The organism is Hafnia sp., from assembly GCF_036648275.1.
Classification (GTDB): Bacteria; Pseudomonadota; Gammaproteobacteria; order Enterobacterales; family Enterobacteriaceae; genus Hafnia; species Hafnia alvei.
In genome coordinates, this window is the sequence record NZ_JAVXIQ010000008.1 from 26,382 (window position 1) to 43,498 (window position 17,117).

At 52.0% G+C, this 17,117-nt stretch carries 12 protein-coding genes and 1 other RNA gene; 3 read left to right on the forward strand and 10 right to left on the reverse strand.

Annotated elements, in window-relative coordinates:
- Nucleotides 1-36: 36 nt before the first annotated feature.
- Nucleotides 37-2,427, reverse strand: coding sequence for an LPS assembly protein LptD (gene lptD, locus RSC70_RS09615; protein WP_332542308.1), 2,391 nt, complete (start codon nt 2,425-2,427; stop codon nt 37-39).
- 159 nt (nt 2,428-2,586) lie between these two features.
- On the opposite strand from lptD, the gene djlA reads away from it, so the two are divergent.
- Nucleotides 2,587-3,420, forward strand: coding sequence for a co-chaperone DjlA (gene djlA / locus RSC70_RS09620; protein ID WP_332542309.1), 834 nt, complete (start codon nt 2,587-2,589; stop codon nt 3,418-3,420).
- A gap of 54 nt (nt 3,421-3,474) precedes the next feature.
- Here the strand turns inward: djlA and RSC70_RS09625 are convergent, their stop codons facing one another.
- From RSC70_RS09625 to RSC70_RS09650, 6 genes are all read right to left on the reverse strand, one after another.
- Entirely contained in the window at nt 3,475-3,723 is a 249-nt protein-coding gene (locus RSC70_RS09625) for a DUF3343 domain-containing protein (RefSeq protein ID WP_130998694.1), read from the reverse strand.
- Complete coding sequence (locus tag RSC70_RS09630; RefSeq protein WP_332542310.1) at nt 3,713-4,501, reverse strand: acyl-CoA dehydratase activase; 789 nt, start codon at nt 4,499-4,501, stop codon at nt 3,713-3,715. Before RSC70_RS09630 ends, RSC70_RS09625 begins: the two co-directional genes overlap by 11 nt.
- A 10-nt stretch (nt 4,502-4,511) precedes the next feature.
- The gene (locus RSC70_RS09635; protein ID WP_063586468.1) at nt 4,512-5,663 is read right to left on the reverse strand and encodes a double-cubane-cluster-containing anaerobic reductase; all 1,152 of its coding nucleotides are present in this window, start codon (nt 5,661-5,663) and stop codon (nt 4,512-4,514) included.
- A gap of 166 nt (nt 5,664-5,829) precedes the next feature.
- Nucleotides 5,830-6,483: a bifunctional tRNA pseudouridine(32) synthase/23S rRNA pseudouridine(746) synthase RluA gene (rluA, locus tag RSC70_RS09640; protein WP_282814610.1), complete on the reverse strand. Its 654-nt coding sequence runs from the start codon at nt 6,481-6,483 to the stop codon at nt 5,830-5,832.
- Nucleotides 6,484-6,566: 83 nt separating this feature from the next.
- Nucleotides 6,567-9,473, reverse strand: coding sequence for an RNA polymerase-associated protein RapA (gene rapA / locus RSC70_RS09645; protein ID WP_040045401.1), 2,907 nt, complete (start codon nt 9,471-9,473; stop codon nt 6,567-6,569).
- 230 nt (nt 9,474-9,703) lie between these two features.
- Nucleotides 9,704-12,058 carry a DNA polymerase II gene (locus RSC70_RS09650; RefSeq protein WP_130998697.1) on the reverse strand — a complete coding sequence of 785 codons (2,355 nt, stop codon included), beginning with the start codon at nt 12,056-12,058 and terminating at the stop codon, nt 9,704-9,706.
- Between the two features lie 775 nt (nt 12,059-12,833).
- Between RSC70_RS09650 and RSC70_RS09655 the strand changes: the two genes are divergently transcribed.
- Nucleotides 12,834-13,601, forward strand: coding sequence for a DedA family protein (locus RSC70_RS09655; protein WP_332542311.1), 768 nt, complete (start codon nt 12,834-12,836; stop codon nt 13,599-13,601).
- Nucleotides 13,602-13,608: 7 nt separating this feature from the next.
- Here the strand turns inward: RSC70_RS09655 and thiQ are convergent, their stop codons facing one another.
- From thiQ to thiB, 3 genes are read right to left on the reverse strand one after another with little or no spacing between them, the layout of a single operon-like run.
- On the reverse strand, nt 13,609-14,304 hold the full coding sequence (thiQ, locus tag RSC70_RS09660; protein WP_332542312.1) for a thiamine ABC transporter ATP-binding protein ThiQ: 696 nt from the start codon (nt 14,302-14,304) through the stop codon (nt 13,609-13,611).
- Nucleotides 14,301-15,905, reverse strand: a complete 1,605-nt coding sequence (gene thiP / locus RSC70_RS09665; RefSeq protein ID WP_332542313.1) for a thiamine/thiamine pyrophosphate ABC transporter permease ThiP — start codon at nt 15,903-15,905, stop codon at nt 14,301-14,303. Before thiP ends, thiQ begins: the two co-directional genes overlap by 4 nt.
- Nucleotides 15,881-16,849, reverse strand: coding sequence for a thiamine ABC transporter substrate binding subunit (gene thiB / locus RSC70_RS09670; RefSeq protein ID WP_442904280.1), 969 nt, complete (start codon nt 16,847-16,849; stop codon nt 15,881-15,883). The genes thiP and thiB overlap by 25 nt, the downstream gene beginning before the upstream one ends.
- Before the next feature lie 192 nt (nt 16,850-17,041).
- Here thiB and RSC70_RS09675 point away from each other — a divergent pair.
- Nucleotides 17,042-17,117, forward strand: a non-coding RNA gene (locus RSC70_RS09675) — sX9 sRNA.

A 17,117-nucleotide genomic window follows, 5' to 3' on the forward strand; every position in this document is an offset into this window, starting at 1 on the left:
ACTAGGTAGTGATTAGACCACAAAAATCGCAAAATGTTAGAAAGCACGCTGGTAAGGCAAGATACCTTTTTGCAGCATGTCTGCCGTACCCAAGCTGTAATTCGTGCCCAATCCACGTAGTGCGAAGGTGAACGAGAACTTGTTGTCGTACTTACTGTTTGGCTGAGAGGCGGTAGAATCCCAAGAGGTGATTTTACGCTCGTAGTTTACACCAACAGACCAACAACAGGTGTTGTACTGTAGGCCAACCAGAGAATCCGCGGTTTGATTCGCGTTGGTATCGTAGTAGTACGCCGCCACTAACGCCCAGCGATCGGCGACAGGAATACTTCCCGTTGCGCCCACTTGGCTGATCCCTTGGTTATACAGATCGTTTTTGGCGTATTGTGGGATCATCGCTGTGACATATTCAGGGCTAGCGTAACGGTAGTTCAACTGAACCATCGTTTCGGCATCCTTACGATATTCCATCACCGCATCACCCAGCGCGACGCTGTTTAAACGGGTATCATACTGTAAGCCGCCACGGATGCCCCAATGGTCGGTAATTTTCCAGTAAGAATCGCCAGCCCAAACGAGGCTACCGGTATCTTTATCTTTATCGGTAGACAGCGTTTCATCACCGGTACGAGAGCGTTCGAAGTAGTAAATCTGCCCCAGAGACGCGTTAAAGCGCTCTACCAGTGCATCGTCATAGATACGCGTAGTCAAGCCGGTCGACATCTGGTTGGCGGAGGCAATACGGTCTAGACCACTATAGATACGGTCACGGAACAGACCTGTATAGTCCATCTGCAGCAGCGTTGAGTCATAAATGCCGATATCGCTTTGATCGCGGTAAGGGATATACAGGTACTGAGCGCGTGGCTCCAGCGTTTGGGTGTAGCCTTCAGCCCAGTCCATATTGCGATCGAAGGTGACTTTACCGTCGACTTTGAACTCTGGCATAACGCGGTTTACCGAGTCTTTAAGATCGCTAAAGTTGCTGTTGTTATCCGGCAGAGTTTGTTGGTAGTGCGTTGCCAACAGCTTAGTTTCGGTATTCACACTGGCCCAGCCGTTTGACCAAGGAAGATCAAGGGTCGGTTCGAAGTGATAACGATCGGCTTCAGGCTGAGTATCGCTTTCGTTGGTAAATTTAACGGCTTGACCATACAAATGCAGGTCAAACGGGCCGATATCGTTTTTATAGTAATTCAAATCTAGCTGTGGCTCAGCGCGGTATGCGTTTGTATTACCGGCGTCAGCAAACACTTGGAACTGCGTGGTGGATAACGTTGCGTTCCAGTTTTGCTCGGCGTAGCCCACGCTGAATTTTTGCGTTGCGTAGCCATCGGTGCTGGAGCCGTGGGTTGAATCCAGATCGTTAAAGTAGTAAGGATCGCTCACTTTGGTGTAGTCGACGTTAAATCGCCACACCTGATCCATCACGCCGTTGTGCTGCCAGTAGAACAACCAGCGTTTTTTGTCTTTTTCCGCGTCAGAGATATTGTTTTTATCCAGACGATCGTCTGCGTACTGTTTGTCTTTGTTTAACCAGTCCAGCTCCATCAAACCGGTACCCGCGACGGTCAGATAGCGGAACTCGTTCTGCAATTGCAGACCACGGTTTTCCATGTAGTGTGGCGTAATGGTGGCATCGACCTGAGGGGCGATGTTCCAATACCATGGCAGGCTAAATTCAACGCCATCGCTGCTGGAATATTTAAAATCAGGTAGCAAGAAGCCGGAACGGCGTTTGTCACCGATAGGGAGCTGCAGGTAAGGGCTATAGAAAACCGGAACTCCGCCAATTTTAAAGCGCGCGTTCCAAATCTCTGCCACTTCTTCCTGCCGATCCTGAATGATTTCAGAACCTGCAACGCTCCAGCTATTATCGCCAGGCAAACAGGACGTAAAGGTCCCGTTTTCTAAAATGGTGTAACGGTTCTCAGCGCGGGTTTTCATTAAATCCGCGGTGCCTCGACCTTGGCGGCCTACGAACTGATAATCACCCTGCCACACGTTAGTGTCTTTGTTATTCAGATTTGACCACGCGTTCGGGCCTTTCAGTTTGACCTGATTATCTGAATAGTTAACGTTGCCGGTTGCAGTGACCGTGCGCAGCGGATCGGGCTTATCTTTAAGAAACTTCTGATCGAGCTGAACCTGATCGGCTGTCAGCGTGCTATTACCCTGCTCAATGTTCACGTTTCCGCTGAACACCGCATTATCTGGATAATTTGCGTCGCTTTTATCGGCTTGAATATGCACCGGTAAATCATTTGGATTGCCGGATACCAGTGGTTTGTTATACATAGGCACGCCGAGCAAGCATTGCTCAGCAAGATCGGCCAGAGCGTTCTGGCTATAGAGTGCCGACCAAACCAAGGTGGCAACCAGTGTTGGAATACTTTTTTTCATACGCGGTTTCAGAAGTTCCGTCATCAGAGGCGTCGAGCAGCGAACGCTCAGAGACTATATCACCCCTAAGCGTTGCGCTAGTGTTAAATTGACGCATTCTTGGTTGCTGTCGTTAGGCGTCAGAATAAATGACAGGTATGATAAAGCAAATTATGTCCCACGGCATGATGAATTGAGGACGATATGCAGTATTGGGGTAAATTAATCGGATTAGTTCTTGGTCTAATGTCAGGAACGGGCTTTTGGGGCGTCGTGTTAGGGCTACTTATTGGCCACATGATAGATAAGTCGCGTCAGGTGAGAAGCAGTGGCTACTTTTCTAACCAAGCGCAGCGACAGTCTCTCTTTTTTAGCACGACGTTTCAGGTTATGGGGCATTTAACCAAGTCGAAAGGGCGTGTAACCGAAGCAGATATTCACGTTGCCAGTGCGCTGATGGAAAGAATGCAGCTGCACGGTGCGGCAAGAACGGCGGCGCAGCAGGCGTTTCGCGAAGGCAAGCAGGCTGATTTTCCCCTGCGTGAGAAGCTGCGGGAGTTGCGCAGCATCTGCTTTGGGCGTGTCGATCTCATCCGTATGTTCTTGGAGATCCAGCTACAGGCCGCATTTGCCGATGGTTCGTTGCATCCGAATGAGCGTGCGGTGCTGTATGTGATCGCTGAAGAGCTTGGTTTCTCGCGTATTCAGTTTGATCAGTTCCTCAGCATGATGGAGGGCGGACGCCAGTTTGGCGGCGGCTACCAACAGCAAGGACAGTATCAGCAGCAAGGCGGATACGGCGGCTATCAGCGTCAAAGTGGGCCGACGCTGGCTGATGCTTGCAAAGTGTTAGGTGTTAAGCCGAACGACGACGCCACGACGATCAAACGTGCGTACCGCAAGCTGATGAGCGAGCACCATCCAGATAAGCTGGTGGCGAAAGGTTTACCACCGGAAATGATGGAAATGGCCAAACAGAAAGCGCAAGAAATTCAGGCTGCTTACGATTTAATTAAGAAGGAAAAAGGGTTCAAGTAATCCTTTGTCCGAGAAAAAGCCCGCATTATTTATTGCGGGCTTTTTTATGTCGATTTACGCGTCTAGCGAAACAGCATGATACGCCTCACCCTCGCAGCGAAAAATCGCCGATGTTTCACCGTCAACCCACCATTGTGACAATTCAGGCTTGGGACAGCATAGCCGGATACTCAATCCGCAGCCGCTGCTCAGCTGGCGTGGAATATCAGCGACCTTAAATACCACGTTTTGTGCCTGTAGCCGTTTTTTCAAACGCACCACCCCTAGCGTACTGTGGAACAAAAAAAGGTATTCATCCTCCATGCAGGCCTCTCTTTTTCTGGCGGCCGCCGACCAGCGCCGCTCCGAGTGCCCCCGCAAACTGAGCATCAGGATGCGTTTTTACCTCGGTGTCTAGCGCCTGACTAAGATGCAGGCGAAACGCGTCACAATGGCTTACGCCGCCGGTAAATAAGATCGTCGGGCGCACGCCGAGTCGGCCAATAAAGTTGGCGCTGCGGCGTGCCATGGCATAAACGATGCCGGACAAAATAGCCTCAGGCGCCACGCCTGCAGAGCGCAGGCTGATAACTTCTGACTCAGCGAAAACCGTACACATGCTGGAAATTGGATGCGGAGCTACGCCAGCAACCAGTTTATCCAACAGGCTGACCTCGGTACCCAGCGTGCGAGATATCACTTCGAGAAAGCGTCCGGTTCCTGCGGCACACTTATCGTTCATCAGAAAGTCCGTAAGGCTTCCATCCGTATCCAGATGAATCACTTTGCTGTCTTGTCCGCCAATATCGATAACCGTATGTGCGCTGGGACACAAAAACCGCGCGCCTATGCCATGGCAGGTAATTTCTGTCACCTGCTTATCGGCGTAGTCCACCAAGGCACGTCCATAGCCGGTGAGCGTGAGCATGGGACGCTCACTCAGATCTGCACTCAGCTGTGACCACGCCTCATCAATGGTGTCCTGCGGGCGAAACGACGTGGGCCCGAGAAAACGACGCAGGATCTCACCGCTGTTAGCGTGGCTCATTAAGATCCCTTTGGTGGCCGTAGATCCAGAGTCTATGCCAATACTTAAACTCACGCGCAGCTCCTTACATCATCTCGATAAACGCACTCACGCGAGTATTAAGTTGGCCAATATCGGAGTTGGAGTAGTCCGTTTCGATCGCCATGTAAGGAATATCATGCTGCTGGCGCACATGCCGTTTGATGGCGAGAGACTCCACCGCGTAGGTATGGCAGGCCTGAAGAATAACGTCGATAACGCCGTCGGCCTGATACTCGTCAATCATCTGGCTAAGCAGATTCAGGCGCTGGGTATTGGGGGAAATGCAGGAGCAGCCAATCGCCAGATACTTGTCGGTTAATGCGTCGTACACGTCGCCTTCTTCGCTAACCTGCATCTCAGTGGCTTTCGCACCGGTGCAGTTTTCGTAACCCACTACCCAACCACCGTTTTCTTCAATGGCACGAACCACTTTTTCCGCCGCGCCGCCGATTGGACAGCCGGTAATCAAAATGCGGGGTCGAGGTTCAAGACGTTTGCCTTGTTCGTATTCTTGCCGCACTTTTGTCGTTAAGGCATTGAGTTCGTCGATCAGCGCATTTTTGTCGAATTTAAAGGTGGCGCCGTACACGACTTTAAGGATTTCAACCCCGGATAGAGCAGGAGGATTTAGCTGCCCCAAACGATAAAAAGAGGACAACGCTTCACGCTCTTGGTTTTTTAGCGCAATAGCTGCACGCAGATCGTGTTCGCTAATTTTACGGCCAAACTGCTGTTCAAGCGTGGCCTGCAACCGCAAAATCTCAGCTCGCCATAGTGCACGTGAGGCGTCATCGCTGGCGCTGTTAGGCAGTTGCATCACATGTACCGGTTTGAACTCAGCCATGTACTCATACATTTTTTTCTTTCCGTCGCAGGTAGTTTCTCCCACAACCAGATCTGAAAAATAGAAATAGGGACATTTATCCGTTTTGCCAAATCCGTAGCTGCTCTTGATGAGTGGACAAAGGTTGCGTGGCAGATCTTTCTCCGCTTCTTCAATGGTTTCATCACTGGTTGAGCAAAGTGACACCACCACCGCGCCCGCGGCCAAGGCAATTTCTTGCGGCATAAAGGTGCAGTAGGTACCCACCAGCGGGATGTTTTGTTCTTTGAGCTCTAAAACGGTGAGGAATCCCTGACGGCGTGCGTCGGAAAAACTATCGAAAATGGCGGGCAATTCATTGATGAGTGACATGGCTATTCCTTCCCCGGACCCGGGCGAACGATGATTTAGGGTTTAGACAGAAAACTTACGGTCACGATGTACCGTAGAAAAACTAAACGATCGCAGGGGACTATAACCTTAAGAAGATAATGGTTATAGGAGGTGGCTCACAGAGCCACCTTTATTGGGAAAGGTGTTAGAAATCAGGCTCGCAGCTAAAATGCATCGCGGTGCCAAACTCAGGGTGGGTGATGCGCAGTTCTTGAGCGTGCAGCTGAAGGCGTGGAGCCATCGCTTTAGCTTCGGGATGTGCGTAAAACTTATCGCCGAGAATAGGGTGGCCCAGCGCCAGCATGTGTACGCGTAGCTGGTGTGAGCGACCGGTGATGGGCGTGAGTTTCACTCGCGTGGAACCATCGGCATCGCGGCTCAGCACCAGATAACCGGTTTGCGCCGATTTTCCGTGCTCAAAGCAGACTTTCTGCTTAGGCCGATTTGGCCAATCGCAGATCAAAGGCAAATCAATCAGGCCTTCGTCATGCTCCATATGACCCCAAATGCGAGCAATATAGCTTTTCTTCGGCTCGCGCTCGCGGAACTGACGCTTAAGCTCGCGCTCGGCAGCTTTTGTTAACGCAACGACAATAACGCCGCTGGTTGCCATATCTAGCCGATGCACTGATTCTGCTATAGGAAAATTAGCCTGAACGCGGGTCATCACGCTGTCTCGGTGCTCTTCAGCACGCCCCGGAACAGACAGCAATCCACTTGGCTTATTAACCACGATGATATGTTCATCTTGATATAAAACATGCAGCCAAGGCTCGCGTGGGGGATGGTACTCCCCCAGCGGCGGCGTTCCCCCCGACAGCGCAGGATCTACGCCGCCGGCGACCGGATTGATCAGGATATTATGGAGCACGGGAGTCGTCATTATTGATGAGACACCACGATGAGGCGAATCGCATCCAAACGCCAGCCCGCTTGATCCAAGTTCTCTAACACCTGACGGCGGTTGAATTCCAGCGTTTCCAGCTCGTCATCACGAATGTTCGGGTTAACGGCTTTCAAGGATTCCAAGCGTGCCAGCTCAGCGCTAAGCTTTTCATCGGCTTCACGTTTCGCTTCGTTGATGAGCGCAGTCGCCTGCTCGCCAATCAGTGCCTCGCCTGCTTGCAGCATGGCGTGGACGTTCGGCTGAACGGCGTTAACCAGCTTGCTCGAGGTGTGGCGGTTGATGGAGTTCAATTGGCGGTTAAAGCTCTCAAACTCAACCTGAGCGGCTAAGTTGGTGCCTTTCGCATCCAACAGCATACGTACCGGCGTTGGTGGCAAGAAACGGGTCAGTTGCAGATGTTTTGGTGCCTGAGCTTCCACCACGTAAATGGCTTCTAACAGCAGCGTGCCAACCGGCAACGCCTTGTTTTTCAGCAAAGAAACCGCACAGCTACCGGTATCGCCAGACAGGATCAGATCCAAGCCGTTGCGAATAATCGGATGTTCCCAGCTAATAAACTGTGCATCTTCGCGTGACAGCGCCTGTTCACGGTCGAAGGTGACGGTACAGCCATCCTGCGGCAGGCCAGGGAAATCAGGTACCAGCATGTGCTCGGACGGCGTCAGGATGATCATGTTGTCGCTCTGATCGTCCTGATTGATGCCCACGATATCAAACAGGTTCAGCGCAAAGTTAACCAAGCCAACGTCGTTATCCTGATCGGCAATCGCTTCAGCCAGTTCTTGTGCGGCTTCGCCGCCGTTTGAATGCATTTCTAACAGGCGATCGCGGCCCTGTTCCAGTTGAACTTTCAGAGTATCGTGCTGAGCGCGGCACTCTTTGATGAAATCATCAAAGCCTTCCAACTGAGACGGTGCAGCCAAATAGCCCAACAGCGTTTGATAGCTGCTGTCATAGATGGTGCGTCCGGTCGGGCAAGTATGTTCAAAGGCATCCAGACCTTCGTGATACCAGCGAACCAAGACCGACTGCGCGGTGTTTTCTAGGCAAGGAACGAAAATCTTGATGTCGTGATTCTGGCCAATACGATCCAGACGGCCAATACGCTGTTCCAGCAGATCAGGGTTGAACGGCAGATCGAACATCACCAAATGGTGAGCAAACTGGAAGTTACGTCCTTCAGAGCCGATTTCAGAACACAGCAATACCTGCGCGCCATCTTCCTGAGAAGCAAAATAGGCCGCCGCACGGTCGCGTTCAATAATGGTCATGCCTTCGTGGAATACCGCACCGCGAATCGCTTCGCGCTCGCGCAGTACCTGTTCCAGATTGACCGCTGATGCCGCCTGAGCACAAATCACCAGCACTTTCTCATCGCGATGCGACGTTAAGAAATTCATCAGCCATTCAACGCGTGGATCGAAGTTCCACCACGTGGCATTTTCGCCTTCGAATTCTTGATAAATACGCTCTGGATACAGCATATCGTTGGCGCGCGCTTCAACCGTTTTTTTGCTGCCCATAATGCCGGACACTTTAATCGCGGTTTGATATTGCGAAGGCAATGGCAACGTAATCTGATGCAGTTCGCGCTGTGGGAAGCCTTTCACGCCCTGACGGGTGTTACGGAACAGCACGCGGCTGGTGCCGTGGCGATCCATCAGCATTTTGACCAGCTCGTTACGGGCGTCAACGCTGCCGGTGCCGCCAGCGTTAGCCGCTTTCAGCAATGGCTCAATATCTTGCTCGGCGATCATTTCGCTCAGCATATTGAGCTCTTCGTTGGTCAGATGACCATCGTTAAGCAACAACGTCACCGCGTCGGCGACCGGACGATATTTTTGCTGTTCGCTGACAAACTCTTGATAGTCATGGAAACGGTTTGGATCGAGCAGGCGCAGACGGGCAAAGTGGCTCTCTTGGCCTAATTGCTCTGGGGTAGCGGTTAACAGCAGCACGCCGGGAATATGCTCGGCCAGTTGCTCGATCACTTGGTATTCGCGGCTTGGGGCATTTTCGCTCCACGCCAAATGATGTGCTTCATCGACGACTAACAGATCCCATGCGGCATCTGCCATTTGTTCTAAGCGCTGGCGGTTGCGGCGCACAAAGTCCAGCGAGCAAATTACCATCTGTTCGGTTTCGAACGGGTTAGTTGCATCCTGCATGGCTTCGGCGTAACGAGCATCGTCAAACAGCGAGAAGCGTAGATTGAAGCGACGCAGCATTTCCACCAGCCACTGATGTTGCAGCGTTTCTGGAACCACAATCAGGATACGCTCAGCGCGACCCGCCAGCAGTTGCTGGTGGATAATCATCCCTGCTTCAATGGTTTTACCCAAACCCACTTCATCGGCGAGCAGAACGCGAGGCGCGTGGCGCTGACCCACTTCATAAGCAATGTGCAACTGATGCGGGATCAGGCTGGCGCGCATACCGCGCAGGCCGCTCCACGGAAGACGGAACTGTTCGCTTTGATATTTACGCGCACGGAAACGCAGCGCAAAGCGATCCATACGGTCGATTTGCCCGGCAAACAGGCGGTCTTGAGGTTTGCTGAAGGTCAGTTTGCTATCGAGCAATACTTCGCGCATCACAACGTTAGCTTCTTCAGTATCCAATCGGGTGCCGATATACGTCAGCAGACCATTTTCCTCTTTGACTTCATCTATCTTTAACTGCCAGCCATCGTGGCTGGTGATAGTGTCACCCGGATTAAACATGACGCGGGTAATTGGGGAGTCATTACGTGAGTAAAGGCGGTTTTCGCCGGTCGCAGGGAAAAGCAATGTCACCATGCGGGCATCGATCGCCACAACGGTTCCTAATCCTAATTCGCTTTCCGTATCGCTGATCCAGCGTTGACCTAAGGTAAATGGCATAGATTATCGACTCAACTTTTATGTATTGAACACTGATGATTGAACAACTACTGCATGGGCAGCAGGCGCTGCCGTGGGTAAGTGATTTTCACTTGGCCTACATTATTAGCGATAGCGGGCCGCTTCGTTGCTTGAATCAAGCAATGAAGTAAATGTTTTAACTGAGGGAAGGGCGCTATGTTAAAGGATGAAGGCGCTTTCGTCACCCCCCAAACATGGAATTGTCTTAACTAAAATAACCCAAGCTGGCCTGCGACCAGCGTGGTGAAGTCATCCTGCATGAACGGCAGAATGGCATCGGCAACCGGTTGTAGCTGACGTGAAAGGTAGTGATCGTAGTCGATAGGCGCACGTTGGCGCTCTAACGGCTCAGGGCCTGCGGTGGTAATGACATAGCTAATCCAACCGCCGTTTTGATACTGCAACGGACGATTAAGCTCACGATTATAGTCATCGGCAATTTTCGCCGCGCGAGCATGGGGGGGAACATTGCGCTGATATTCACTCAGCTTGCGTCTTAGCCGTTTACGGTAAACCAAGCGGTCGTCAAATTCTCCCGCTAACAGGCGTTGGGTGTAATCGCGGATAAACTCTTGGTAAGGCTGGTTTTTAAATATGCGCGCATACAGCTCTTGTTGAAATTGCTGCGCCAGCGGCGTCCAGTCACTACGCACGGTTTCCATGCCTTTGTACACCATTTCGTCGCCTTTCAAACCCGCATAGCGCTTTTTACTGCCAAGCTCGGCACCGCGAATGGTCGGCATTAAAAAGCGCCGATAGTGGCATTCATATTCCAATTCTAACGCGCTGTCTAAGCCATATTCGGCTTGCAGGTGATCTTTCCACCATTGGTTTATCAGGGCGATCAGGCGTTGTCCGATAACTTCAGCCTGTTTTTCATCGTGCGCATGATTGAGCCACACAAAGGTTGAATCCGTATCGCCGTAGATCACGGGATAGCCTTCTGCTTCAATCAATTCTCGCGTGCGGCGCATAATCTCATGGCCACGCATCGTTATGGATGATGCGAGGCGTGGATCGAAAAAGCGGCATCCGCTCGATCCCAGTACGCCGTAAAACGCATTCATAATAATCTTGAGCGCTTGGGAAAGCGGGGCGTTTTTTTCGCGTTTAGCGGCCTCGCGGCCTTGCCATATTTGGCTCACGATATCCGGCAAACAGTGCTGTTCACGGGCAAATCGCGCGCCGCGAAAACCGGCGACGGAGTGTTCATCGTCAGGCTGACGGAGGCCTTCGATAAGCCCAACGGGATCAATTAAGAAAGTACGAATAATCGAGGGATACAGGCTTTTATAATCCAGCACCAGTACCGAATCATACAAGCCAGGACGTGAATCCATCACGAAGCCACCAGGGCTAGCCTCTTCCGGTAAATCGCCTTGATTCGGAGCCACAAAACCGACGCGGTGCATGCGTGGTAAATAAAGATGCGTGAACGCGGCAACCGAGCCGCCGTTGCGATCGGCATTTAAGCCTGTGACCGTGGCGCGCTCGAGAAGAAACGTCATCAGATGGGTATGTTCAAATATGCGGGTAACGAGCTCACAGTCTTTCAGGTTGTAGTGCGCCAGTGCGGGTTTATCTTCACGGAATCGTCGATCGATTTCAGACATTCGGCTGTAGGGATCGTCCATCGCCTTACCTTCGCCCAACAGCGTTTGAGACACATTTTCTAAGCTGAAAGAGGGAAAATTCCAAAACGCACTTTTGAGGGCTTCGATGCCGTCGATAATCAGGCGTCCGGTGGCCGCAGCGAAAAAATGTCCTTGTTTAAAGCCATGCTCACGCCACTCCAGCGCATCGCCGCCGCGGCCTAAACGCAAGGGAACACCGTAACGCTCGGCGTGTTTTTGCAGTACGCGGAGATCAAACTGGATAAGGTTCCAGCCAATAATCGCATCAGGATCGTGCTGTGCCATCCACTGGTTTAAGGCTTCGAGCAACAGGGGGCGACTGTTTACGTAAACCAGATCGAAATCGAGCTGGCTGGCATCTCCATTTTCGGGGCCTAACATATACACCACGCGCTGGCCGCAGCCATGCAGACCGATGGAATAAAGCTCGCCGTGCATAGTGGTTTCGATATCCAGCGATACCAGCTTAAGCGTCGGGCGGTAGCTAGGATTCGGTTTTAGCTGCGTATTGCGCCAAACGCCTTGTGTATCCTGCTGGCCTGAAAACCACACCGGCGCGCAGATAAAACGCTCCATCAAATAGCGATCCGGCGGACGGATATCCGCTTCATACAGCGTCATGCCTTGTTCCTTGAGGGTTTTCTCAAGGTTCATTAATTGACGATAGCTACGGCAATAAATCCCCACGACGGGGCGCTGATGAAAATCCTTCATCGGCAGCGGTTTTATCTCAATATTGCGCTCATTTTTCAGCACTGTTTCTGCCTGTGGCAGCTGTTCCGCAGGTAAAAATGCGACGGCCTGCTGCGGCGCAATAGAGACTTTCTGCGGGCCATTATCGGTTGCTAACCACAGCTCCACCGACACGCTAGCCGGTGTATCCCGCCAATGACGGGTGAGGACGAAGCCTTGCTGTGGGGGATTTACCATCGTGGTGATTTTTACCGATTAGGTTGTTGGGAACATAGCTAGTATGAGTATTTATACAGTGGTTGTCTATGATGGTGGGCGATGCATTTTATGGGCGTTTTAAGTTTGGGGTAAGTTACGTCCGCCTAAAACACTGAACTCCACATTTAAACCGTGCAGGCGTCCGTGTCGGAGGGCTCAATCGCCGCCCTCCGACGCCTCGGCTTGGCACCGTTCTTTGGCCTGCTTCGCAGGTTCCCTCGTTTTGTCATTTCGGTTTTGGCGGAACGAACGGCAATCGCCATCCTGGCTCCTCCGTTCTTTCGCCGACATCCTTGTCGGCGAATCCTAACCTCCATTCCTTCACTCGGCCGAAGAACAACGTGCCGGAAAAGGTCAACGTCAAAACAAAGATTGCTTCGGGTTTTTAGTTTAAGTTTTGGTAGATAGAGCCGCCGGTACAGGGATGTACCGGCGGAGTTTGGGGCGCCCTGGATGGGCGATACCAAACCGTAGCGGAAATGGCATCTCGGATAAAAGCGCGAGGATTGAAGGGGCGCGCGCTGGCGCCCCTCATCGGACGCCTTCATTGATGTATCAATGGAGTTCGGTATTAATCGGCGGACGGAACCTTACACCGTAGAGCAAATTGAAGCGCTGCCCCCAAAATCCCCACCATTACCTATACTCATTAAGTTACTCATTTGTAAATAAACGTTTATCCCCGCAATGATAGGTTGACGGCAAACGGTCGGCTCCGCAAAATCGCTGGCTCATTATTTCCGGTGGAAGAATTATGGAAGCGTACCTGCAACACTTGGTGACCCAATCGGTAACCTACTCTTTGATCGCCGTGTTTTTAGTGGCGTTTTTAGAGTCTTTAGCATTGGTCGGGCTGCTTTTACCAGGTACGGTGATGATGGCAACGCTGGGCGCATTAATTGGCAGCGGACAGGTGAATTTCTACTATGCGTGGGGCGTGGGGATTCTGGCGTGTTTTGCCGGTGACTGGATCTCCTACTTTATTGGCCGCGCTTTCAAAGATCCGCTCCATCGATGGTCATTTATCAAGAAGAACAAAGCGCTGCTCGATAGAACCGAACACGCTCTCCATCGTCATAGCATGATGACGGTGCTGATTGGCCGCTTTGTTGGCCCAACGCGGCCGGTTGTACCGATGGTGGCGGGCATGCTGGCGCTGCCTCCACGGAAATTTATTCCCCCTAATATTATTGGCTGTATCACGTGGCCGCCGATTTATTTCCTACCAGGGATTTTAGCCGGTGTCGCGATTGATATACCGGCGGGCAGTGGCAGCACGTTATTTAAAGTGTTGCTGGCGCTGGTGGTGGTTTCGATTTGGATTGCGGCGTGGCTGAGTTGGCGCTGGTGGCGAGAGGGAAAACGCTCGGCGGATAAACTGTCTCAGTGGCTTACACCGTTACGCCTGCGTATTGCAACCGTCGCCATGTGGATTGCCGCCGTAGTTAGCTTTGTGCTTATGCATAACCATCCGCTGATGCCAATCTATCGTTCGCTGCTGTGGAAGGTGATTCAGTTTTAAGACGGTGCTACCGCCCCAACAACGCCGCAGCCGCCGGATCTTTTCCATCCAATAGATCTTGAGTGGTGCCATCATAGGCAATGCGTCCATCGGCAACCAACAGAGTTCGCGTAGCGATGCGTGCGGCGTCATCGAGATTATGTGACACCATCAGCAGGGTGAGATTTTGCTCTGAACAAACCTGATCTAATAGCTGTAACATTTCTCCTCTCAGCGCGGGATCGAGTGCGGAAAAAGGCTCGTCGAGCAGTAAAATAGGCTGGTCGCGTAACAGACAGCGAGCCAGCGCGGCGCGTTGGCGCTGACCGCCGGAAAGCTGCGACGGCAATCGAGGTAGGCAATCAAGAATGCCCACCTGCTGGGCGATTTCATTTAGGCGCTTTTTCTGCGCGCCATTTAGGCGTAATCCCGCATCTAATCCTAACCCTAGATTTTGCTCAATGCTGAGATGAGAGAACAAATTGTTCTCTTGGAACAGCATCGATACCGGACGTTTGGACGGCGGAGTATGGGTATGATTCACGCCAGCTAACTTGACCACGCCTTTATCCGCCATCAAAAAACCAGCAATCAAGGCAAGCAGCGTACTTTTGCCCGCACCGCTTGGACCCAAAATGGCCACGCGTTCTCCGGCAGAGATGCTAAGTGAAAAACGCATCGGCTGATGCTCATAGGTATAAGTGAGATCGTTCAGCGTAATCATGATTTATCTCGCCCCGGAAGACGTTCCAGCAGAGTGAAAAGTAAGAAACACAGGATCAGTAATAACAGTGCGGTGACCGCACCGTCTTGGCTACGGTAGGCCCCGATTTGCTGATACAGGTAGAACGGCAGCGTGCGGAATTGCTCGTTGCCAAACAGGGCAACCACGCCAAAATCCCCTAATGACAACACACAGGCAAACGCCATGGCTTGAGAGAGCGGGCGTTTAAGCGCACGCAGTTCTATCAGCCTTAATCGATTGAGCCCCTGAATTCTTAGCGATAGGCAGAGCGGATTGTAGCGTTCGGCCAAATCGCGCATGGGGTTTTCTAACACTTTGAGCGCGTAAGGAATGGCCATTAGCGCGTTGGTTAAAATCACCAGTCCGTAGGCTGATTGTGGAATACCAATGGTATCGGTTAATAGTAAAAAGAAGCCTGTTGCGAGCACGATACCGGGCATGGCTAATATCAGCATTCCGGTCAGTTCCATGCCTTGTCCTAGCCAGCGACGCTGGCGTAGCAGAAGTTCACGGCTGCTCCATAGCAACATCATCGTCAGCGTTACGGCCAGCAGGCCTGCGCCTAACGCAATTTTGAGCGAGGTGAATGTGGCCTGCCATAGTACGGGCTGAGTCAGTACACTGGCAAACGCATGATTCGCGCCGTCTGCTATCACCGCGAGCAGCGGGGGAAGGATAAGCAACAGCGCACAGAAAATCACGCCGCCATCCAGCAATCGCGCAGCCAAATTATCGACCGGATTACGCCATTTCAACGCTCGCGTATGGCCGACAGGCAGAATACCGCTAAGTTTTTGACTCAGCAAAACTAAGCCTAAACAGCACAGCAGTTGCAGTATAGCCAGCAGCGCGGCGCGGCTGAGATCGTAGTCGTAGCTTAAAGCCTGATAGATTGCGAGCTCGATGGTGGTTGCCTGCGGGCCGCCGCCGAGAGAAAGCACGGTGGCAAAGCTGGCAAAGCACAACATAAATATCAGCGCACCGGCGGGCAGAATTTGGCGGCGTAGGTAAGGCCATTCGACAAAACGAAACTGCTGCCAACTGCTCATGCCAAGCTGGGCAGCCAGTTGGCGCTGTTCGGTCGGGATATTCTCTAAGGCTTGAAGTAACAAACGCGCTGCAAGCGGCAGATTAAAGAAAATATGCGCCAGCAAAATGCCCTGTAACCCATAGGGCGAGAAAGTGTAATCAAGGCCGAGGAGCTGACAAATTTGTGCCAGCCAGCCCTGTCTGCCGTACACGCTGAGGATCCCAAAGACCGCGACCAGCACGGGCAATACCAGCGTCATGGCGCACAGGCGTAGCAATAGCTGACGACCTAAAAAGCGACGGCGAAACAGTGCCCGAGCCAGCAAAATAGCCGGTAGAACCGAGCAAACGGCGGAGAGAAACGCCTGCCAGAAGGTAAAACGAATAACGTGCCACAGATAATCGTCTTGCCACAGGCTACGCCAATCCGACTCTGGCGCATGGCGCCAGAGTGAACCAAATGATGCCGCTGCGATAGCAATAATTACCATTGCAGCGAACAATCCAGGGATTAACCAGAAAGGAATTAACGGCTGACGGCGGCTTGCCATGAGCGGATCCATGTTGCGCGGTTTTGAGCCACTTCGGCAGGCGTAAATTCTAAGGCTTTTGCTGGAACCTTCAGCTGTTCAAAACCCGCAGGCAGCGTGGTTTTAATCACCGGATACATCCAGTTGCCGGTTGGCATTTCGTTCTGGAAAGCCGGAGTGGTAATAAACTGCATAAATTTCTGTGCTAGCTGTGGCTGCTTGCTACCGGCGAGCTGAGCCGCAACTTCCACCTGTAAGTAGTGGCCTTCGCTAAATTCGGCGGCTGCGTAGTTCTCTTTTTTCTCTTCGATAATGTGATACGCCGGCGACGTGGTATAGCTGAGTACCAAATCCGCTTCGCCTTTCAAGAACAGGCCGTAGGCTTCACTCCACCCCTTGGTCACCGTCACGGTTTTCTTCGCCAGTTTTTGCCATGCCTGCGGAGCTTCGTGGCCGTAAACTTTTTGCATCCAAAGCATTAAGCCAAGTCCTGGCGTGCTGGTGCGCGGATCTTGATAGATCACTTTCCATTTTTCAGGACCATCGACCAGCTGTTTCAGACTGGTCGGCGGGTTTTTCAGCGTGTTCTTGTTATAAACGAAAGCGAAGTAGCCGTAGTCATAAGGCACAAAGGTTTTATTCTGCCAGCCCCCAGGAACGGTGAGCGACTGAGTATCGACTTCGCTAGGCACAAACAGGCCGGTTTTCTCGGCGGCTTGCACCAAATTATTGTCCAACCCCAACACCACATCGGCGCTGCTTTTTTTGCCTTCCATACGGACTCGGTTAAGTACCGAAACGCCGTCTTCCAGCGCCACAAACTTCAGCTCGCAGCCACACTCTTTTTCAAACGCGGCTTTAACCTTCGGGCCAGGGCCCCATTCAGCGGCAAAAGAATCGTAGGTATAAACAGTGAGAACAGGTTTATCAGCGCTGTGAGCCAACATAGGTGCGGCGATCAGCATTAAGGCAGGAATCAATCGTTTCAACACTTTGCACTCCGTGAGTTAAGTCAGGTCGCAAAGGTCTTTGAGCAAGCGTGGGTACACTCTCAAATCCCTCCGCCGGTGTTAGCCGGATCAGGTTCGACGGGTTTCTCTCAGCAAAAACGTGCTGCGCAGGCGTTGATCTGATGTCGGGCAGTGCTCAGAATCCTCACATACTTTGTGTATGCTCCGGTTCTTCCGCGCTGGCCGACACCAGCTGAACGCAGCTCGCGACGTTTTTAGATCG